14 protein-coding genes are annotated in these 17,965 nt (G+C 49.3%); 4 read left to right on the forward strand and 10 right to left on the reverse strand.

What is annotated here, in order from left to right; all coding sequences use genetic code 11:
• Positions 1–65: 65 nt before the first annotated feature.
• The 4 genes from KJS65_RS19580 to cidR all read right to left on the reverse strand — a co-directional run bounded on the left by KJS65_RS19580 (position 66) and on the right by cidR (position 5,255).
• Positions 66–1,946: an ABC transporter ATP-binding protein gene (locus KJS65_RS19580; RefSeq protein WP_213651545.1), complete on the reverse strand. Its 1,881-nt coding sequence runs from the start codon at positions 1,944–1,946 to the stop codon at positions 66–68.
• Positions 1,943–3,685 carry an ABC transporter ATP-binding protein gene (locus KJS65_RS19585; RefSeq protein ID WP_213651546.1) on the reverse strand — a complete coding sequence of 581 codons (1,743 nt, stop codon included), beginning with the start codon at positions 3,683–3,685 and terminating at the stop codon, positions 1,943–1,945. Before KJS65_RS19585 ends, KJS65_RS19580 begins: the two co-directional genes overlap by 4 nt.
• Positions 3,679–4,167: a MarR family winged helix-turn-helix transcriptional regulator gene (locus KJS65_RS19590; RefSeq protein WP_213651547.1), complete on the reverse strand. Its 489-nt coding sequence runs from the start codon at positions 4,165–4,167 to the stop codon at positions 3,679–3,681. The genes KJS65_RS19585 and KJS65_RS19590 overlap by 7 nt, the downstream gene beginning before the upstream one ends.
• 188 nt (positions 4,168–4,355) lie before the next feature.
• Positions 4,356–5,255, reverse strand: a complete 900-nt coding sequence (gene cidR, locus KJS65_RS19595; RefSeq protein WP_213651548.1) for a cidABC operon transcriptional activator CidR — start codon at positions 5,253–5,255, stop codon at positions 4,356–4,358.
• Positions 5,256–5,386: 131 nt separating this feature from the next.
• Here cidR and KJS65_RS19600 point away from each other — a divergent pair, with 131 nt between their 5' ends.
• Complete coding sequence (locus KJS65_RS19600) at positions 5,387–5,761, forward strand: CidA/LrgA family holin-like protein (RefSeq protein ID WP_213651549.1); 375 nt, start codon at positions 5,387–5,389, stop codon at positions 5,759–5,761.
• The gene (locus tag KJS65_RS19605; protein ID WP_213651550.1) at positions 5,758–6,438 is read left to right on the forward strand and encodes a CidB/LrgB family autolysis modulator; all 681 of its coding nucleotides are present in this window, start codon (positions 5,758–5,760) and stop codon (positions 6,436–6,438) included. Before KJS65_RS19600 ends, KJS65_RS19605 begins: the two co-directional genes overlap by 4 nt.
• Positions 6,439–6,454: 16 nt before the next feature.
• Here the strand turns inward: KJS65_RS19605 and KJS65_RS19610 are convergent, their stop codons facing one another.
• Together KJS65_RS19610 and KJS65_RS19615 are read right to left on the reverse strand one after the other, a co-directional pair.
• The gene (locus KJS65_RS19610; RefSeq protein WP_213651551.1) at positions 6,455–7,435 is read right to left on the reverse strand and encodes a Gfo/Idh/MocA family protein; all 981 of its coding nucleotides are present in this window, start codon (positions 7,433–7,435) and stop codon (positions 6,455–6,457) included.
• Between the two features lie 102 nt (positions 7,436–7,537).
• On the reverse strand, positions 7,538–9,832 hold the full coding sequence (locus KJS65_RS19615; protein ID WP_244864647.1) for a helicase C-terminal domain-containing protein: 2,295 nt from the start codon (positions 9,830–9,832) through the stop codon (positions 7,538–7,540).
• 290 nt (positions 9,833–10,122) lie between these two features.
• Here KJS65_RS19615 and gdhA point away from each other — a divergent pair, with 290 nt between their 5' ends.
• Positions 10,123–11,502 (forward strand): NADP-specific glutamate dehydrogenase, encoded by a 1,380-nt coding sequence (gdhA, locus tag KJS65_RS19620; RefSeq protein ID WP_213651552.1) that lies wholly within the window; start codon positions 10,123–10,125, stop codon positions 11,500–11,502.
• A gap of 251 nt (positions 11,503–11,753) precedes the next feature.
• The gene (locus KJS65_RS19625; RefSeq protein WP_244864648.1) at positions 11,754–13,604 is read left to right on the forward strand and encodes an LTA synthase family protein; all 1,851 of its coding nucleotides are present in this window, start codon (positions 11,754–11,756) and stop codon (positions 13,602–13,604) included.
• Between the two features lie 102 nt (positions 13,605–13,706).
• Here the strand turns inward: KJS65_RS19625 and KJS65_RS19630 are convergent, their stop codons facing one another.
• From KJS65_RS19630 to KJS65_RS19645, 4 genes are all read right to left on the reverse strand, one after another.
• Complete coding sequence (locus KJS65_RS19630) at positions 13,707–14,471, reverse strand: response regulator transcription factor (protein ID WP_213651885.1); 765 nt, start codon at positions 14,469–14,471, stop codon at positions 13,707–13,709.
• Between the two features lie 121 nt (positions 14,472–14,592).
• Positions 14,593–15,435 (reverse strand): carbohydrate ABC transporter permease, encoded by an 843-nt coding sequence (locus tag KJS65_RS19635; protein WP_213651553.1) that lies wholly within the window; start codon positions 15,433–15,435, stop codon positions 14,593–14,595.
• 3 nt (positions 15,436–15,438) lie between these two features.
• Positions 15,439–16,323: a carbohydrate ABC transporter permease gene (locus KJS65_RS19640; RefSeq protein ID WP_213651886.1), complete on the reverse strand. Its 885-nt coding sequence runs from the start codon at positions 16,321–16,323 to the stop codon at positions 15,439–15,441.
• A 157-nt stretch (positions 16,324–16,480) separates the two neighbouring features.
• A complete protein-coding gene (locus KJS65_RS19645; protein WP_213651554.1) occupies positions 16,481–17,800 on the reverse strand; it encodes an ABC transporter substrate-binding protein in 1,320 nt (439 codons plus the stop codon).
• Between the last annotated feature and the right edge of the window lie 165 nt (positions 17,801–17,965).

Below are 17,965 nucleotides of genomic sequence, written 5' to 3' on the forward strand. Positions count from 1 at the left end.
AGACGTCCTTGTTTCTGTAGGCTATGTTTCTATGACAAGCTTCGGCAGGAAGAGCCAGGATAAATTCACCCGACCTCCCGCGCACCACCACCCGTAAACTGGCTGTTGTACAGATCGGCATAAAATCCGTTCTTCGCCAACAGTTCTTCATGGTTGCCTTTTTCGATCACGCTGCCGTTGTTCATGACCAGAATCAGATCGGCGTCGCGGATTGTGGACAGGCGATGGGCAATAACAAAACTGGTTCTGCCCTTCATCAGATCGTTCATGGCCTTTTGAATGTAAACCTCCGTCCGGGTATCGACGCTGCTTGTCGCTTCATCGAGGATCAGAATCGAAGGGTCGGCCAAAATAGCACGAGCGATGGTCAGGAGCTGCTTCTGTCCCTGCGAAATATTCGAGGCTTCTTCATTTAATACTGTCTCATAGCCGTCCGGCAAGGTACGGATAAAGTGATCGGCATGTGCCGCTTTGGCTGCTTGAACAACCTCTTCCTCCGTCACCCCACTACGGCCGTACTCGATATTTTCCTTAATCGTGCCGTTAAAGAGCCAAGTATCCTGAAGCACCATGCCGAAAATGCTGCGCAAGTTGCTGCGCTTCATGTCCGTAATGTTGACTCCGTCAACCGTGATGGCTCCATCACTCAGCTCATAGAACCGCATGAGCAGGTTAATGAGCGTTGTTTTACCGGCACCGGTCGGTCCGACAATCGCAATGGTCTGGCCAGGCAGCACATTGATGTTCATATCTTCAATCAGTGGTTCATCTTCTTTATAGCCGAACTTCACATGCTCGAATTTTACGGCGCCCTTAGGTTCTTCAAGAACAACCGCTTCAGCTGCTTCAGGAACTTCCTCTTTCTCGTCCAGCAGCTCAAAAACGCGTTCAGCGGAAGCGATCGTGGACTGAATAATATTGGCGATGTTTGCCGTCTGCATAATCGGCTGGGTAAACTGTCTGGCATACTGAATGAATGCCTGCACATCCCCGATCGTGATCGTCTTATGCGTCACGAAGACACCGCCGACCACACATACCAGGACATAACCGATGTTACCGATGAAGGACATCATCGGCATGATCATACCGGAAATGAACTGGGCTCTCCAACCTGAATTGTACAGCTTGTCGTTAACTTCGTTGAAAGCAGCCATGGACTCATCCTCGCGGCCAAAGGCCTTGACGATTTTATGTCCGGTGTACATTTCCTCCACATGTCCGTTCAGCTGTCCGAGAGAGCGCTGCTGGCCCACAAAATGCTTCTGGGAGCGCGATGCAATCATCCGGATCACGATAAAGCTGAGCGGCAATGTCACGATCAGAATCAGTGTCAGCCACGGGCTGATCGTCAGCATCATCACGATGACACCTACGAGTGTGACAATGGACGTGATCAGCTGTGTCAAGCTTTGCTGAAGCGTCGTACTGATATTATCTACGTCATTTGTCGCACGGCTGAGAATCTCGCCATGGGTTTTTGAATCAAAATACTTCAGCGGCAGCCGCGACAGCTTGTGGTTGATCTGCTCGCGCATATCGTAAACGACCCGCTGCGCCACACCCGCCATTAGATACTGCTGAATATAACTAAAGGCTGCGCTGAACAAGTACAGGCCGATCAAGATTAACAGAATTTGTGTTATATAGTTGAAGTCGATCGATGCACCCGGCACGCCCTTCATTTTGGCTATCATGCCTTCAAACAGCTTGGTCGTGGCTTTACCCAGAATTTTCGGGCTCACAATACTGAACACGGTACTGAGTATGGCCATCAGAAAAATAACAGCGAGCGTGACCCGGCGCGGGCGTAAATAGCCAAGGAGTCTTTTCAATGATCCTTTGAAATCCTTCGCCTTCTCGGCAGGCATCATTTGTCCGGGATGACCGCCAGGATGGCGTGGGCCTGCTGGACGACCTCCGGGATGCTTTCTTTCTTCACTCATGCGATCTCCTCCTCTGACAGCTGCGAGGATACTATTTCACGGTACACATCACAGGCTTCCATCAGCTCGCGATGCTTTCCGATGCCGGCGATCCGGCCTTCATCAAGCACGATGATCCGGTCGGCATCCATAACGGTGCTTGCCCGCTGCGCTACAAGCAATACGGTAGCATCTGCGGTCACTTCCTTGAGAGCGGCACGCAGCTTCGCATCCGTCTTGAAGTCAAGCGCCGAGAAGCTGTCGTCAAAAACGTAGATTTCAGGTCTTCTCACGAGCGCACGCGCAATGGACAGACGCTGCTTCTGACCGCCGGACACGTTATTACCGCCCTGCGAAATCTCCGAATCAAAGCCATCCTTCATCTTGGAAATAAACTCTGTAGCCTGTGCGATGTCTGCTGCCTGACGAAGCTCCTCATCAGTCGCCTCGGTCTTACCGTAGCGCAGATTGTCGGCAATCGTCCCCGTGAACAGGACAGCTTTTTGCGGTACAAAGCCGATTTTGGCGCGCAGCTCCTCCTGAGTCATATCCGTCACATCCTGACCATTCACCTTCACGCTGCCGCTGTCCACATCATAGAAACGCGGAATTAGACTGAGCAGTGTCGATTTACCGGAACCGGTACCTCCAATGATCGCTGTCGTTTCTCCCGGAGCGGCGCTGAATGAAATATGATGAATAGCCGGCTGCTCAGCGCCCGGGTAACTGAATGTCACATCCTGAAATTCCAGGAAACCCCGCTGCTGTGATACGGAAGCGGAAGCCGGCTCTCCGGTACGGACCGGATCAATGATTTGCGGCTTCATATCCAGCACTTCGTTAATACGCGTTGCCGAGGCAGACGCGCGGGGTACCATCACGAAGATCATGGAAACCATAATCAGTGAGAACATGATTTGCATCGCATACTGGATGAATGCCATCAAATCCCCGACCTGCATATGTCCGTTGCTGATGCGCATTCCGCCGAAATAGACAATGGCAATGGTCGAAAAGTTCATGACCAGCATCATGATCGGCATCATCGCCGCCATGATTTTATTCACCTTCACCGCCGTTTGCGTCAGATCAAAGTTCGCTTCGTTAAAGCGCTTCTGTTCATGCTCAATGCGGTTAAAGGAACGGATCACGCGCATCCCCGTCAGGTTTTCGCGCAGAACGCGGTTCAGTTTATCAAGTCTGACCTGCATCGCCTTGAACAGCGGTATACCCTTGCCGGCAATAATGGCAATGGCTCCTGCCAGCACGGGAATTACAACGACAATAACCAGGGACAGCTTCGCGTCCTTGGAGACGGCCATAATGATCCCGCCGATACACATCATCGGCGCGCTGATCATCATCCGCAGAATCATGGTCAATACCTGCTGTACCTGGGTAATATCATTCGTCGTACGGGTAATCAGCGAGGCTGTGCCCAGCTTGTCGAATTCCTGCAGCGAAAAATTTTGAACATGCTGGAAAACCCGGCTGCGCAAGTTTTTGCCAAAACCTCCCGCAACTTTCGCAGACAAGTAGCTGGCGCCGATGGAACAAACGGCTCCGCCAAGGGCCACGGCCAGCATAAAACCGCCTATTTTCCAAATATAAGGAATGTCGCCGTTAATGATGCCTTTGTCTACGATGTCAGACATCAATGTAGGCAGGTATAAATCCGACATCGACTGGAAAAACACGAGCAAAAATACAAACAAAATCGGCAGCCGGTAAGGCTTTAAATTCCGGAACAGTTTCAGCATGTTTCTATCGTTCCTCCTCCAGAAGGATCTGCTTTGGCTTCATAATAGGTGTACGCTTTCGTGAGCAAATCAGCCAGCTGATTGCCCTCATCATTGCCCAAATAATCAATTAGTCCCGAAAAGGATTCCATCGTAGAATCAATCGCCTTTTGCACGACTGCTTCCCCCTCCTCCGTAAGGCTGATCCGGACTGCTCTGCGGTCCAGCTCATCCATCGTGCGCTCGACCCAGTTTTTTTTCTCCATCGTCTTGATCAGCTGTGTTACTGTTGGCGATGTAACACGCAATTTATGACTGATTTCTGAAACCATCAGCCCAATTGTACCTGGTTTCACATTCTTTTTTATACTGAACAAGAGTCCGAGCTCACTCATCTTAATTCCTTCAATTTTCCGTTGACGGAACTCTGCCTTGTTAAAACGCATAGTGGCTTGCATAAGCTTAAGCGCCGTATTGTTTTCGACCGATGTATTATCACTCATCTCAAGGTAACATCTCCCTTCGTACGATTGGCTCGAGGCCATTCTTTATCCACTCCTAATAATAGCTAAGAAACTAAATTACCTATCCTATTAATTAGCACACCTAATTATATCTCTTCTTAAAAATCTATGTCAATTCATTCATATGGGCTGCCCATCCTTTAAAGATCAAAAAGGGATTGCCTGTGTTAATTCGCCGACCTTTCTACCATTAAAATACTCTTCGCAAAGGAAATCCACTCCCGCGCCGCAAAGGACAGGTAACGATCCTTACGCCAAATCATCCCGAGTTGCCAGGGAATCGACGGATTAATGAGGGGTAAAATGCGAATCCGCTCCTGATTCACCTCGCGGCAGATGGTCTCCGGCAGCAGCGCGATACCCAAATTGGCCGCCACCATGCCGCTGATCAGATCCCATTGGGAGCTTTCATACACGATACGCGGCTGAAAGCCGACCCGGACGCATTCCGAAATAATCCGGTCATGCAGCGCAAAATCCTCCCGGAACAGCACAAAGCTCTCGTCCGCCAACTCGACTAGCGGCACGGCCCCGCGACCGGACAGCCGATGTGAAGGATGAACGAGCAGCATCAGATTTTCCCTGGCAAAAGAGAAATAGTGAAAGAGATCATCTTCAGTCGGCAGAACTGCCACGCCAACATCCAGCAGTCCGCTCTCCACATCCTTTTCTACCTTTCTGGCTCCATCTTCAAACACCTGCATCGTTACCTGAGGATACCTTTTGTGAAACTGGCCGATGACTTCGGGGAAAAAGCTGGAGCCGACCATGGGCGGCAACCCAAGGCGGATATGCCCCTTTTGCAGGTTTTTCAAATCCCCCAGCTCGGCGGACAAGCTTTGAAAGGATTTGACGATCGGCTGCGCCTGCTCGTATATAATTCTGCCCGCGTCTGTCAGCTCAATTCTTTTATTCGAGCGGTCAAACAACGTCACGCCAAGCTCGTCCTCAATATTACGGATCGTCTTGCTGATTGTTGGCTGTGTAATATATAGGGATTCAGCGGCCTTCGTGAAGCTCTGAAGACGAGCCACCTCCATAAAATATTGCAGATGCCTGATATCCATGCCCTCATCCTCCCTTTCAATGGCTATAAGTGACATATAGAAATATGGAATGATGATCATTCGTTTTATTCATTTTACCTATGAAAATAACTGATGTAAAATTTTCATATAAATGAAAGGAGAGAATCCCTTTGAACAATATTGTAAAAGGTACGGTGCAGGTAGCGGCACTGATGGGTTTTTCGCTGCTGATGAACAAGCTGGCCGAACTTTTGCATTTGCCGATACCCGGCAGCATTCTCGGGATTATCGTGATATTTATCTTACTGGAGACCGGCATTCTCCGCCTGGAATGGATCGAACTCGGAGCGAATTGGCTGCTTGCAGAGCTGCTGCTCTTCTTCATCCCGGCCGCTGTCGGTGTCATGAAATATATCCCCATGCTGGAAAGTGACGGTGTACGCATCTTGATCGTGGTCATTTTCAGCACATTTATCGTTATGGCCAGCTCCGGCTTGCTCGCATCCCGGATTACCAAACAAAAGGAACGGAGGACTTCCCCATGATCGGCCTGATCTGTCTGCTGGTTACACTCGGCATTTACGCCGTATGCAAACGCGTGTATGCCAAGCGACCCAAGGTTTACCTGTCGCCGCTCCTGATTACCCCCATCATCGTTATCTTTATTTTGATCTGGGCCGAGATTCCTTATGAATCTTATAATTCAGGCGGCAAATGGCTGAGCAGTCTGCTCCAGCCGGCTACTATCGCTTTTGCCATTCCATTGTATAAAAACTTCAAGGTGCTCAAAAAGCACGCCGTCGAAATTATCGTCAGCGTGCTCACCGGTTCATGTATTGCGATGATCTCATCTGTATTCCTGGCCAAATGGCTGCACTTAAGCTCTTCGCTCGTGACCAGCCTGATTCCGCGCTCCATCACCACCCCGATCGCCATGAATGTATCGCAGGTCATTGGTGGTGTGCCCAACATAACGGCTGTCTTTGTCATTATTACGGGACTGCTAGGCTCCATGATCGGACCGATGGTGCTCCGCATTTTCAAAATTGACAACGATATCGCGCGCGGCATTCTGTTCGGTACCAGCTCGCACGGCACGGGCACCTCCAAGGCCTTTGAGCTCAGCTCATTGTCCGGGACCATTTCCAGCATCTCAATGATCCTGGCCGCCCTGTTCACGCTTGGAGCCGCGCCGCTCATGATGGCCGTCCTGATGCGTTAAAGGCTTTTCCCTACTATTAATAGCTGATGCGGACCGGCTTGCCGGAAGCTGCCGACTCCAGTGCGGCGCAGGTTACAGCCTGCGTCCTGCAGGCATCCGCATAATCGGACCTTATACGGGAGCTATCACCTGTGCGCAGCGCATGGATGAAGGCTTCCGTTTCTTTTACATAGGGATTCGACTGCTCCAGATATTCCGTCTGCTCGCCAGGACGTGCTGCATGAAGCCGCTGCGGATTCCAGTCCAGTACGCCTTGATCCGTATAGAAGGTTAGCCCGGTTTGGCTGAGGCCTGCTCCCTCCGGCAGTATACAGGTATTGGAGATGTTGGCTGCCAGGCCATTAGCCAGCTTAAGCGTGACTGTGCCCACATCCGCAACCTCCATGCCATCCACCTGCTCATGCTTGATGCGATTTCCGTAAAGCGCATACACTTCTTCCACCTCGCCGGCCAAGTAACGCAGCAAGTCCACCAAATGGGTTGTTTGCTCGATAAACTGCCCGCCTGATCCATGTTGACGTCTCCACCAGGATACACCCGGCATGCTGTCCATCCAGCGCCCGAGCATCATGCCTGTTTTCTGCTGTTTCAGCAGCTCCTTCAGCTTGTCCATGTTGGATTGATAACGGAAATGATAACCGACCGAGGTAAGCAGCTTTGCTTCCGCAATCTGACCCATTAAGGCATGTGGAAGTTCCGTATCCAGCCCCAGCGGTTTTTCTACCAAAAAAGGAATACGGCGGCGTATCAGCTCTTCTTCTATGGCTCCATGCGACATCGGCGGCACGCAGATATACACCGCATCCAGTCGTTCTGCATCCAGCATTTCATGCAAATCGCCATAGCTGGCTGCCCCATAGGCCCGAGCCTTCTGTTCCGCCTTCTCCCTGCTTGTTCCAAGAAAAGCTTGCACCTTCACGCCTTCGGCTGCCGCAAGAATGTCGGCATGTACCTGGCTGAACCAGCCCGTTCCGATGATTCCGATCTGAAGCGTCATGAATCCCCCACCTTTACGCATATTTACACTACACTATACATGACACCCGGAGCGCAGGCTATCTCTCTTTTCAACCGTTCTAAGGAACGGCTTTGATGCTTTTCAGCCCTTCCATTCGTCAGGAAGCAGCTCCCGGTAATGCGGCTGCAAGAAGCGGTCATCGATCAACAACAGCACCCCTTCATCCTGTTCCGAGCGGATCAGCCTGCCTCCCGCCTGAAGCACCTTGTTCATCCCGGGCAGCACATAAGCATAATCGTAGCCGTTTTTGCCCTCGCCGTTAAAATAATCCCGAATCAGGTTCCGCTCCAGCCCCAGCTGAGGCAATCCAACGCCGACAACAGCCACACCGATCAGGCGGTCCCCCTGTAAATCGATGCCTTCCGAGAAAATGCCGCCAAGCACAGCGAAGCCCACCAGCGTCTCACGGTTATCTGCCTGAAAAGCATCCAAAAATCTCTCGCGTTCTTCCTCAGCCATGCCGGAGCCCTGCACAATCGTCTGTACCCCGGAGTACCTGTCTGCAAAATCCTCATACACGCTTTGCAAATATTGATACGAGGGGAAAAAGATCATATAATTGCCGGTCCGCTCCGCAATGAGCTTATACAGCAAATCGGCGAGCTGCTCCCGCGTCCGTTCCCGGTCGCGGTATCTGGTGGAAAGAGGATGAATCCGGACATCCAGCTGTTCACGATGGAACGGAGAGGCAACAGAGATGCTGTAATCCTCCGAATCTGCGCCCAGCATGTCCCTGTAATAGGACAGGGGCGACAGCGTTGCAGAGAAAAACACCGCCGAACGGAATCCTTTATCCGCCTGCGAGAGTAAGTAGGACGGATCAAGACAGAACATCCGCAGGGTGACATCGCTGCGCTGGACCTCTGCACAGGTAATATAGCGGCTGTCATAAAGCTTCGCCGTACGGATGAAGTTTTGGGCGGCAAAATACGTATCCAGCAGCAGCTCCCGGTTCTCGCCTCCAGCGGCCAGCACCCGCTCAGCCTCGCCCGCGAAAACTTCCAGAAGGCTCACAAGCTCATCCGGCACTTCCTTGGACAGCTGCTGACGGGTATCGCCGCAGGCTTTTTTGAGCTCAATAAAGTACTTGTTCACGGTATCCGCCGCCTTGGAAATGGACGGGTTCACGGACTTATAATCCCGTTTCAGCTGCAGAAAATCAACCTTGCCGATGGCTGCGGAGAACATTTCCCGGCCCCTGTCCACCAGATTATGCGCCTCATCTACCAGCAGCACCGTTCGCTTCTTCTGCTCCTCGATCAGCCGTTTAAGCGATACGCGCGGATCAAAAATATAGTTATAGTCGCAGATGACCGCATCAACGGCATATGCTGTATCCAGTGAAAACTCAAAAGGACATACCCTATGCTTGCGGGCATACTGCTCCAGCACCTGCCGCGTCATCATCGTTTCATGGGAGAGGATATCAAGAACCGCTCCGTTAATCCGGTCATAGTATCCATCGGCATAAGGGCAGGCTTCTTTGCTGCAGAGGGTCTCTTCCTGAAAGCATACTTTATCCTTCGCCGTAATCGTAAGCGCCTGCAGATGCAGTCCTCTCCCCTCCATCAGCGCCAGTGCCTGCTCAGCAGCAGTACGGGTAATCGTCTTGGCCGTCAGATAGAAAATCTGCTGAAGATGGCCTTCACCGATGGCCTTTACCGAAGGAAACAGGGTGGAGATCGTCTTACCGATCCCTGTAGGCGCCTTGGCAAACAGTTTTTTCTTCTCCTTGATGGCACCATATACAGCTCCAGCCAGTTTCCGCTGGCCTTCCCGGTACGATTCGAAAGGAAAAGGAAGCGTCTGAATGCTTTCATCTCTGATTCTGGCATTTTCCAGACGAAGCACGGCATATGGAGCGTATTGTCCAACTACGCTTTTCACGAAATCTTCAAGTTCCGCCGACGTAAATGCACGATTGAAACGTTTTTCTTCACCTGTTCCTGAATCAACGTACGTCAGTTGTACACCGATCCGGTCAAGTTCTTGTTCCTTAGCCACGATATAGGCATAGACCTGCGCCTGCGCCCAATGTACGGGTCGTCCACCCTCCAGCATGTCCAGTCCAGCCGAAGTCGATTTAATTTCATCGATCATCCAGCCCTCATCCGTTTGAATGAGTCCATCGCATCTTCCTTCAATCCGGTAAATAACACCATCAAGGGGAATTTCCGCTTTGAGGTAAACCTCTTTTTGATCCCCTTCCTGATATGTCCGCTGCACCTGCTGGTGAATCCTCGTACCCTCATGCATGGCGCTGGCGGTCCGGAATCCGGAATCAATGCTTCCGCTTCTGAATACATATTCCACGAGCGGCCTTACTGAAATATGGACGACATTCGCTTCCAGGTCTTTGCCGGACAATAAGATCACCCGTTCCCCTTTTATTTTTTATCATCATACCATAACCTTAAAAGAGAGCCCACTTCCGCTCATGCCGTTAGGTTAAATATTCCATAAAATTGTCTGAAATGTTTCAGAAAATAAAAAAAATTTTAAATTCAATGCCTATTTAAAGTATTAAAGGGTTGAAGAATTCCAGACTTCTCGTGTATAATTCTTGTTTAAATACAGATTCATGCTTACAGAATGCGTGAGCCTTTAGAAAACTAAATGCTTCAGCATTCTGTAATCTTGAATCTAGGGAATAAGGAGAGAAGCCAATGACATTTTTGCATGTAGAGTTGCCCGCTGAAAAGAAAGCCAAGAACTATGTCAATGAAGTCTTCGAAACGGTATGTAAACGGAACCCGAATGAAAGTGAATTTCATCAGGCCGTAAAGGAAATCCTCGACTCGCTGGTCCCCGTGCTTGCCAAGGAACCGAAGTATTTGGAAAACGGCATCGTGGAAAGACTGGTTGAGCCTGAAAGAATGATTACCTTCCGGGTACCTTGGGTAGACGATCAAGGAATCGTACGTGTCAACCGCGGCTTCCGCGTTCAATTCAACAGTGCTATTGGCCCATACAAGGGCGGTCTTCGCTTTCATCCCTCTGTAAATTCCAGCATCATTAAATTTCTCGGTTTCGAACAGATTTTGAAAAACTCCCTGACAGGCCAGCCGATCGGTGGCGGCAAAGGCGGCTCCGACTTTGATCCAAAAGGAAAATCGGACGCCGAAGTTATGCGCTTTACGCAAAGCTTCATGACTGAACTATACAGATATATCGGACCAGACACAGACGTTCCTGCCGGCGACATCGGTGTAGGCGCCCGTGAGATCGGATTCATGTTCGGACAATACAAACGCATCCGCAGCGGCAACGAGGCCGGCGTCTTGACCGGTAAAGGCATTGGATACGGCGGCAGCCTTGCACGTCCTGAAGCCACCGGGTACGGTACAGTTTACTTCGTGAACGAAATGCTGAAGGATAAAGGCGACAGCCTCTCCGGCAAAACGGTCGTTATATCCGGCTCCGGCAACGTGGCGATTTATGCGATCGAAAAGGCCAACCAATTCGGCGCCAAAGTTGTCGCATGCAGCGATTCCGCCGGATATGTATATGATCCGGAGGGCATCGACTTCGAAACCGTGAAGCGGCTTAAAGAAGTAGAAAGAAAGCGGATCAGCGAATATGTGATTGAGCATCCAAGCGCTCAGTACTTTGAGGGCTGCTCGAATATCTGGACGATCCCTTGTGACATTGCACTTCCTTGTGCAACGCAAAATGAAATCGACGCAGAAGCTGCGAAGCTGCTCGTTTCCAATGGTGTTGTAGCTGTAGCAGAAGGTGCCAACATGCCTTCGACACTGGCAGCCATCGACGTATTCCTGGAAAATGGCGTGCTCTTCGGACCAGCCAAAGCAGCCAATGCGGGCGGCGTAGCCGTATCCGCGCTGGAAATGTCCCAAAACAGCATTCGTACCTCCTGGACTTTCGAAGAGGTTGACGAGAAGCTGCACCAAATCATGATTAACATCTACAACAACAGCGCCAAAGCAGCTGAACAGTACGGCTATCCAGGTAACCTGGTGGTCGGTGCCAACATTGCCGGCTTCGTTAAAGTGGCTGATGCAATGATCGCTCAAGGCGTGATCTAATTTGTTCTTCTTATAAATTAAACGAAAAAGCATTCGGATAACCGGAATGAGTGATGTATCCACTCTCTTCCGGCAGCCGGATGCTTTTTTTTGACTGTTACATAAACCGGTTATTAGAAAGTTTTCCTCATCGATACCCACATAGGTATCTACCAAGCTTTGACTTCTTCACTCTACCGGGGCATAATGTTTTTATTAATGTAAAAGCTAATACGCTAAGTTGTTTATCCACAACGGAGGGAAGTTGTGTCGTGTCACGTGAATCTATTACTCATTTTTTCAAAAAGCCGTTCATTCTTTTTACGATCATTTTGCTGCTAAAAGGATATTTAGCATGGGCCGTAACCTTCGGCGACTGGCTGCCATGGAAGGTATTGATTACAGAATTACCGTTTACCTGGCTGTTGTTCTGCTTGATTGAATTGTTCTCATCCAAACGAAAGTTAATGAACTACACCATCGTGAATCTAATTCTCACCGCGGTCTTTTTTGCGGTCATTATGTATTTCAAATACTACGGCGTTATCGTCACCTATCATGCCCTGGCTCAGGTCAATCAGGTGACAGAGGTGAAAAGCAGCGTATTTTCGCTGATGGATCCTTACTACCTGCTTGTATTTGCTGACATCATCGTGCTGTTTGTCCTGCTGCTCAAAAGCCGCAAGGTCAAAGCATGGAGACTCGGCCTCAAACGAAAACCCAGCAAGAGCATTGTATCCGTCGTGTTCTTTCTTTGTCTGATGATCTGTTTGTTCAACATCCTGCCGAATCGTGCCAGCATGAACGAAATCAAAAAAGCTCAGCAGATGGGGATTTTGAATTACGAAGCGTATACGATTCTTTCGCTTAAGAAGGAAGAGCTCGTTCCGCTGAAGAACATCGATCAGGCATCCATCGACAAGCTGAAGGGAATCACCGTACCGAAGAACCCTCAGTATTATGGAAATGCAAAAGGAAAGAACCTGATCATCATCCAGCTCGAATCTTTCCAAAACTTCCTGATTAACATGAAAATTGACGGCAAGGAAATTACGCCGAACATGAACAAGCTCGCCAATGAGAACCTGTATTTTTCGAATTTCAACCAGCAGGTAGGTCAAGGAAATACATCGGATGCTGAATTTGTGGTGAATACGTCCTTTTATGTTCCGCCTGATGGCGCGGCAACCCAGAAGTTCGTCGACAAGAAACTGCCGAGTCTGCCGCGGCTGATGGAACAGAACGGCTACAATACCGTAACCCTGCATACTAATGACGTGCATTTCTGGAACCGCGAGGAGCTATACTCATCCCTTGGCTTCCAGCATTACTATGACCAGTCTTTCTTCGGCAAGGATGACATGGTGTTCTTCGGGCCTTCTGATGAAGTGCTGTACGCTAAGTCTACCGATAAGCTGCAGGAAATGGATCAGGAGGATAAGCCATTTTATGCCCAGATCATCTCCATGTCGGCACATCATCCGTTCACCATACCGGAAAACAAATACAAGATGGAGCTCCCTGAACGGTATCAAGGTACTTTTGTCGGAGACTACATCCGCGCCCAGAACTATGCCGATTACGCGCTCGGCCAGATGATCGACGACCTGAAGCAAAAAGGACTCTGGGACGACAGCATGATCGTCCTGTACGGTGACCACATGGGACTCCCGATTTATTCGCTGGATCATGATGACAAGGAGCTCATGAAGGAAATCTACGGGCATGAATATTCGTATACCGACATGCTCAACATCCCGCTCATCATTGCCGGCAGCGGCGTCCAGCACGAGCAAATCCGCGATGAGATTGGCGGCCAGTTAGACATTATGCCGACCGTTGCCAATCTCCTGGGTATCTCCATGAAGGATCATATCCATTTCGGTCAAGACCTGCTCAACCAGACCTATAATCTGATTCCTGAGCGGTATTACCTCCCTACCGGCTCCTTCCTGAACGATAACGCCATGTTCATGTCGGGCAGCGGCTATGAGGATGGATCCCAGTATCCGCTGAGCGGTAAAGATTCCGTCGGCAAAGGTACGACCGAGGATGAATACAATCGCGCCCTGAAGCTGCTGAACCTGTCCGACAGCTATGTGAACCAGCAGCCGAAGAAGTAAAACGGCAGCTGTTACATTGGAGGCTGATTGTATTCCCTCCCAAACCTAAAGAAGTCTCGCCCGGGCCGGGTGAGACTTCTTTTTTTTGCACATATCCTATTTTCATTTGGCATTACGCTTCTTGTAATCCTTCGGGGTCATTTGCACCATCCGCTTGAACAGCTTGTTGAAATACACAGGATCGCTGTAACCGACCAGCTGCGAGATCTGGTAGTTTTTCAAATCCGGATGATCAATCAGGAACTGCTTGGCCTTTTCAATCCGTACTTCAATCAGATAATCCGTGATCGTATGGCCTGTTTTGTTCTTGAACAGGCGGCTAATGTAGCTCGGACTCATGCCGGTCGTCTCAACGAGACGCTCCAGTTCAAAATTTTTATCATATTCTTTATCCAGGAATCCTTTGATCTGATCCACGACATAATGCTCGCCTGCCTCATGATCAGACAAGTCTCCGGTACCCTCTACTGCTTCTGCAGCCCGGGTATCGTTACCACCTGCATTCTTATTCTTCAAGTTCTTAAGCAGCTCATAGAGCTGCATTTTATCGATCGGCTTCAACAGATAATCCATCACGCCGAAACGGAGCGCTTGGCGCGCATACTCAAACTCGCTGAAACCGCTTAGTACAATGATCGCAATCCGATCCATTTTGTCTCTAACATGCTCAATAAGACGCAGTCCGTCCATCATCGGCATTTTAATGTCCGTGATGAGACAGTCCACCTCACCCGGATCGGTTTTGGACAGTCGATTCAGCGCATCCATCCCGTTGCCATATGATCCTATAACTTGTACGTCGAGATCCATCCTGGATATGATCTTTTCCAATCCAAGCCGGATCACTTCTTCATCGTCCACAATCATGATATTCAAGGATTATCACTCCCTTTCGCTGTATGCCCTTACGCGCATGAGAGTAGAGTACACCGGATGCTGCGCATAAGTCCTGTAGGCATAGGCCCCGCGGGTCAAGGGAATCCGAGGTCTACTTCACAGCTCCGCTCGTTACCCCCGCAAATATATACCGCTGCAGGAACAGATATAGGATTGCCGTCGGGATCATGATAATCATAATCGCTGAGGATACCATTTGCCAATCACCGCTGTTCACGCCGAAGAAACGCATCAGAGAGGTGGATACGACCACATGCTCTTGTCTTGGGAGGTACAGATACGGCGTGAACATATCATTGTAGATGGCGATCGTTTTCAGAATAACGATGGTCGCCGTGGCTGGTGCTAGCAGCGGAAATATAATCGAGCGGTAGATCCGGAACAGGGAGGCTCCTTCAAGCATCGCGCTCTCGTCGAGTTCATTCGGAATATTGCGGATAAATTGAAGATAAATATAGATCTGCATGATATCAGCCCCGATATAAAGCAGCACGGGTCCCAAAAGATTATTCGTCAGACCGATTCCCTGAATGGTTTTGAAGTTCACAACCTGCGTTGTAATCTGCGGAATAATTGTCGCAAACAGAAATAGCCCCACAATCAGCCCCTTGCCGCGAAAGTCGAAGCGCCCCACCGCATAACAGAACGCAGAGCCCAGGAATATATTCAAAATGAGCGTCAGCGCAATAATGATGAGGGTATTGCCGAAAGCAAGGCCCATATCCGCTTGTTTGAATGCATTCATAAAGTTGCTGAAGTTCAGGAAGTTGTCCGGCAGGGACAATGTCGGATTGTTCAGAAATTCCTCCTTGGTTTTAAAGGAGTTGACCACAATAATGTACGGAGGAAACAGGATAACAAAAACCGCTAAGAGCAAAGAGATGTACTTCAGCGTCTGGATTGCAGCATGGGCGCCGTTCTTTTGAGTTACCATAGCCTAACCTCTCCCCTTGTTCAAAAAATAACGCTGGACACCTAATACGATAACGACAAGAACCAACAAGACAACACTCATGGCCGATGCCAGCCCATAGTTGTTAAACTGGAATGCCGTCTCAAGAATTTTCATGACAAAGGTCTCGCTCGCGCCCGCAGGTCCGCCATGGGTCAGAACGAAAGGAATATCGAATACTTCAAGTGCCCCGGTTACGGTCAGGAACAGATTGAGTTCGATGATCTGATATATATTCGGCAGCGTAATACGGATAAAAGACTGCCAGCCGTTCGCACCGTCAATGGACGCCGCTTCATAAATGTCTTTCGGAATCGACTGCAATGCAGCCAGGTAAACCACCATGTTGAAGCCCATGAAGCGCCACAGCCCTATCGATGCAAGCGTATAGTTCACAAAGGATTCGCTGCCGAGCCAGCTGGTCTCTGACGGGAGGCCAAACATGCCAAGAACCGTATTCAGAGAGCCTTGAGTCGTATCAAATACATATCCGAAAAGATAGGCTACGGCTACCCCATTCAGAATATAGGGTAAAAACAGCAGCAGCCTGAAAAACAATTTGCCCCTGAGCTTGCTGTTCAGCAGGACGGCAAAGTAGATCGCCAGCATGTTCTGGATGATCCCCACTACAAAATAGGCGAGGTTATGCTTGAATACGCCGAAAATCTCCGGATTAGAAACGACCTCTTTATAGTTCTCCCATCCAATCCATTGCTTGTCAGGACTCAATCCATCCCAGTTAGTAAAGCTTAGGCGGATGAGCTCCACCGCCGGATAATAGGCAAAAGTAAGTAAAAGCAGAAGGGGCACGACCGTGAACAGGATCATGATAATGGTCTTCTGCTTGCGAAACGAAAGATGGCTGAGCATGATATCCCTTCCTCCCACATCGATGTTGATCGCCTTGGCAAGAACATACAGAGCAGCCGCGCAGCTGCCGGAATCCCCTTCCGGAAGCCGCAGCGGCAGTTCCATTACTTGCATGACGAATCTATATTCTGTATTTACCGAACAATCGGCTTTCGGATTATTTGCCTAAGCTTTTCTTCGCTTTTGCCCAAGCAGCATCATACTTATCCAGCACCTTCTGCGGGTCTTTGCTTAATACAAACTCCTGCACCATGGCCTGTTGATCGATTTGGGCCTTATTTTGAATCGCTGTTGCTGTATCATCCCCGAAGACGGCCTCCAGGAATTGCGGCTTATAGTTGTTGAACTCAGCCAGCTGCGGCAGCTTCGGTTCTTTGTTCTTCAGGACAGGGATAAATCCGGCAAAATCCTCATAGCCCGAGTCTTCCATCATCCACTGAACGAAAGCCTTGGCTGCCTTCACATTGCCGTTTTTATTGACTGCATAGAAAAAGTCAGGATTCAAAGGCGCCTTATACTGGCCGGAATTGTCTGCAGGGAACGGGAAGAAGCCAACATCCCCAGAAGGAGCACCGTTCTCAATGACCTGATTGATAACCCAGTTGCCTAGGAGGTACATGGCCATTTTGCCCTGAGCGATATCCTTTTTGGACTGCTCCCAGTTTGTTGAGTTGACGTCCTTCTCCAGATAACCCTTCTGCTGCAGCTCTCTCAAAATGCTCCACGATTTCCCGTATTCATTGTCCATGGTGTACGGGATGTCGGTTTCAGCACGCTTCATTTCATGGTCGGTCTTGCCGCTGATAATGGATGGCACATCATACACCCAGGTATCCAGTGGCCATTTATCTTTAAAATTGGAGGCCAGCGGTACGATGCCTGCACTCTTCAGCTTTTCGCAAATTGCCAGAAACTCGTCGTAGGTTTTAGGCATCTCTGTAATGCCTGCTTTCTCAAAAGCCTTCTTGTTGTATACAATCCCCACCGTAGAAGCCCCGGAGGATATACCGTACATCTTGCCGTCCTGAACCTTTGCATCCTTAAAGTAGAGATCGCCCGAGAACTGAATGTCATCCATCGGCTCAAAATATTTCGGAAGATCCGCATTGGGGATCGTAGGGATAAACAAGACATCCGGATACTCGCCGGAAGAAATGCGGATTTTCACGTTTTTGTCGTAGTCTGTGATCGCTTCGAACTGCAGATCCACGTTCGGATACTTTTCTTCAAAGCGTTTTTTGTAGTCATCGTACTGTTTGCCGATCATATCGGTACGGTTTGTCAGAAAGACAAGCTTTCCGCTTGGCCCGTCATCCTTACCTGCATTCGTTTTCCCTGCATCCTTCGTCTCAGCCGTTTTGCCAGTGCTGCCGGTGTCCGTACCCGAACCTGAACTGCTATTATCTTTTCCGCCGCACGCTGCTAATGTTGTTATCATCAAACAAACTATTAACGATAACGATAATATCTTTTTCATGTTTTTCCCCTCTTCTCATAATTGGTAGCGTTTACAAATTTGATTATAGATCAAGTAAAACAGTTAAAAAATGGTCTGTATTTTTATTTATAGTCTTCAATTGTCATTTATAACAAAAAACTAACTTTATTTTATAAAACGTTTTCTATAAACAATTATCGATTG

Source organism: Paenibacillus sp. J23TS9, from assembly GCF_018403225.1.
Classification (GTDB): domain Bacteria; phylum Bacillota; class Bacilli; order Paenibacillales; family Paenibacillaceae; genus Paenibacillus_AQ.

What these genes read in the sequence shown, in the direction of transcription:
- KJS65_RS19580 (WP_213651545.1), bottom strand. Translation starts at nt 1,946, where the DNA reads ATGAGTGAAGAAAGAAAGCATCCCGGAGGTCGTCCAGCAGGCCCACGC.
- KJS65_RS19585 (WP_213651546.1), bottom strand. Translation starts at nt 3,685, where the DNA reads ATGCTGAAACTGTTCCGGAATTTAAAGCCTTACCGGCTGCCGATTTTG.
- KJS65_RS19590 (WP_213651547.1), bottom strand. Translation starts at nt 4,167, where the DNA reads ATGAGTGATAATACATCGGTCGAAAACAATACGGCGCTTAAGCTTATG.
- cidR (WP_213651548.1), bottom strand. Translation starts at nt 5,255, where the DNA reads ATGGATATCAGGCATCTGCAATATTTTATGGAGGTGGCTCGTCTTCAG.
- KJS65_RS19605 (WP_213651550.1), top strand. Translation starts at nt 5,758, where the DNA reads ATGATCGGCCTGATCTGTCTGCTGGTTACACTCGGCATTTACGCCGTA.
- KJS65_RS19610 (WP_213651551.1), bottom strand. Translation starts at nt 7,435, where the DNA reads ATGACGCTTCAGATCGGAATCATCGGAACGGGCTGGTTCAGCCAGGTA.
- gdhA (WP_213651552.1), top strand. Translation starts at nt 10,123, where the DNA reads ATGACATTTTTGCATGTAGAGTTGCCCGCTGAAAAGAAAGCCAAGAAC.
- KJS65_RS19630 (WP_213651885.1), bottom strand. Translation starts at nt 14,471, where the DNA reads ATGATTGTGGACGATGAAGAAGTGATCCGGCTTGGATTGGAAAAGATC.
- KJS65_RS19635 (WP_213651553.1), bottom strand. Translation starts at nt 15,435, where the DNA reads ATGGTAACTCAAAAGAACGGCGCCCATGCTGCAATCCAGACGCTGAAG.
- KJS65_RS19640 (WP_213651886.1), bottom strand. Translation starts at nt 16,323, where the DNA reads ATGCTCAGCCATCTTTCGTTTCGCAAGCAGAAGACCATTATCATGATC.
- KJS65_RS19645 (WP_213651554.1), bottom strand. Translation starts at nt 17,800, where the DNA reads ATGAAAAAGATATTATCGTTATCGTTAATAGTTTGTTTGATGATAACA.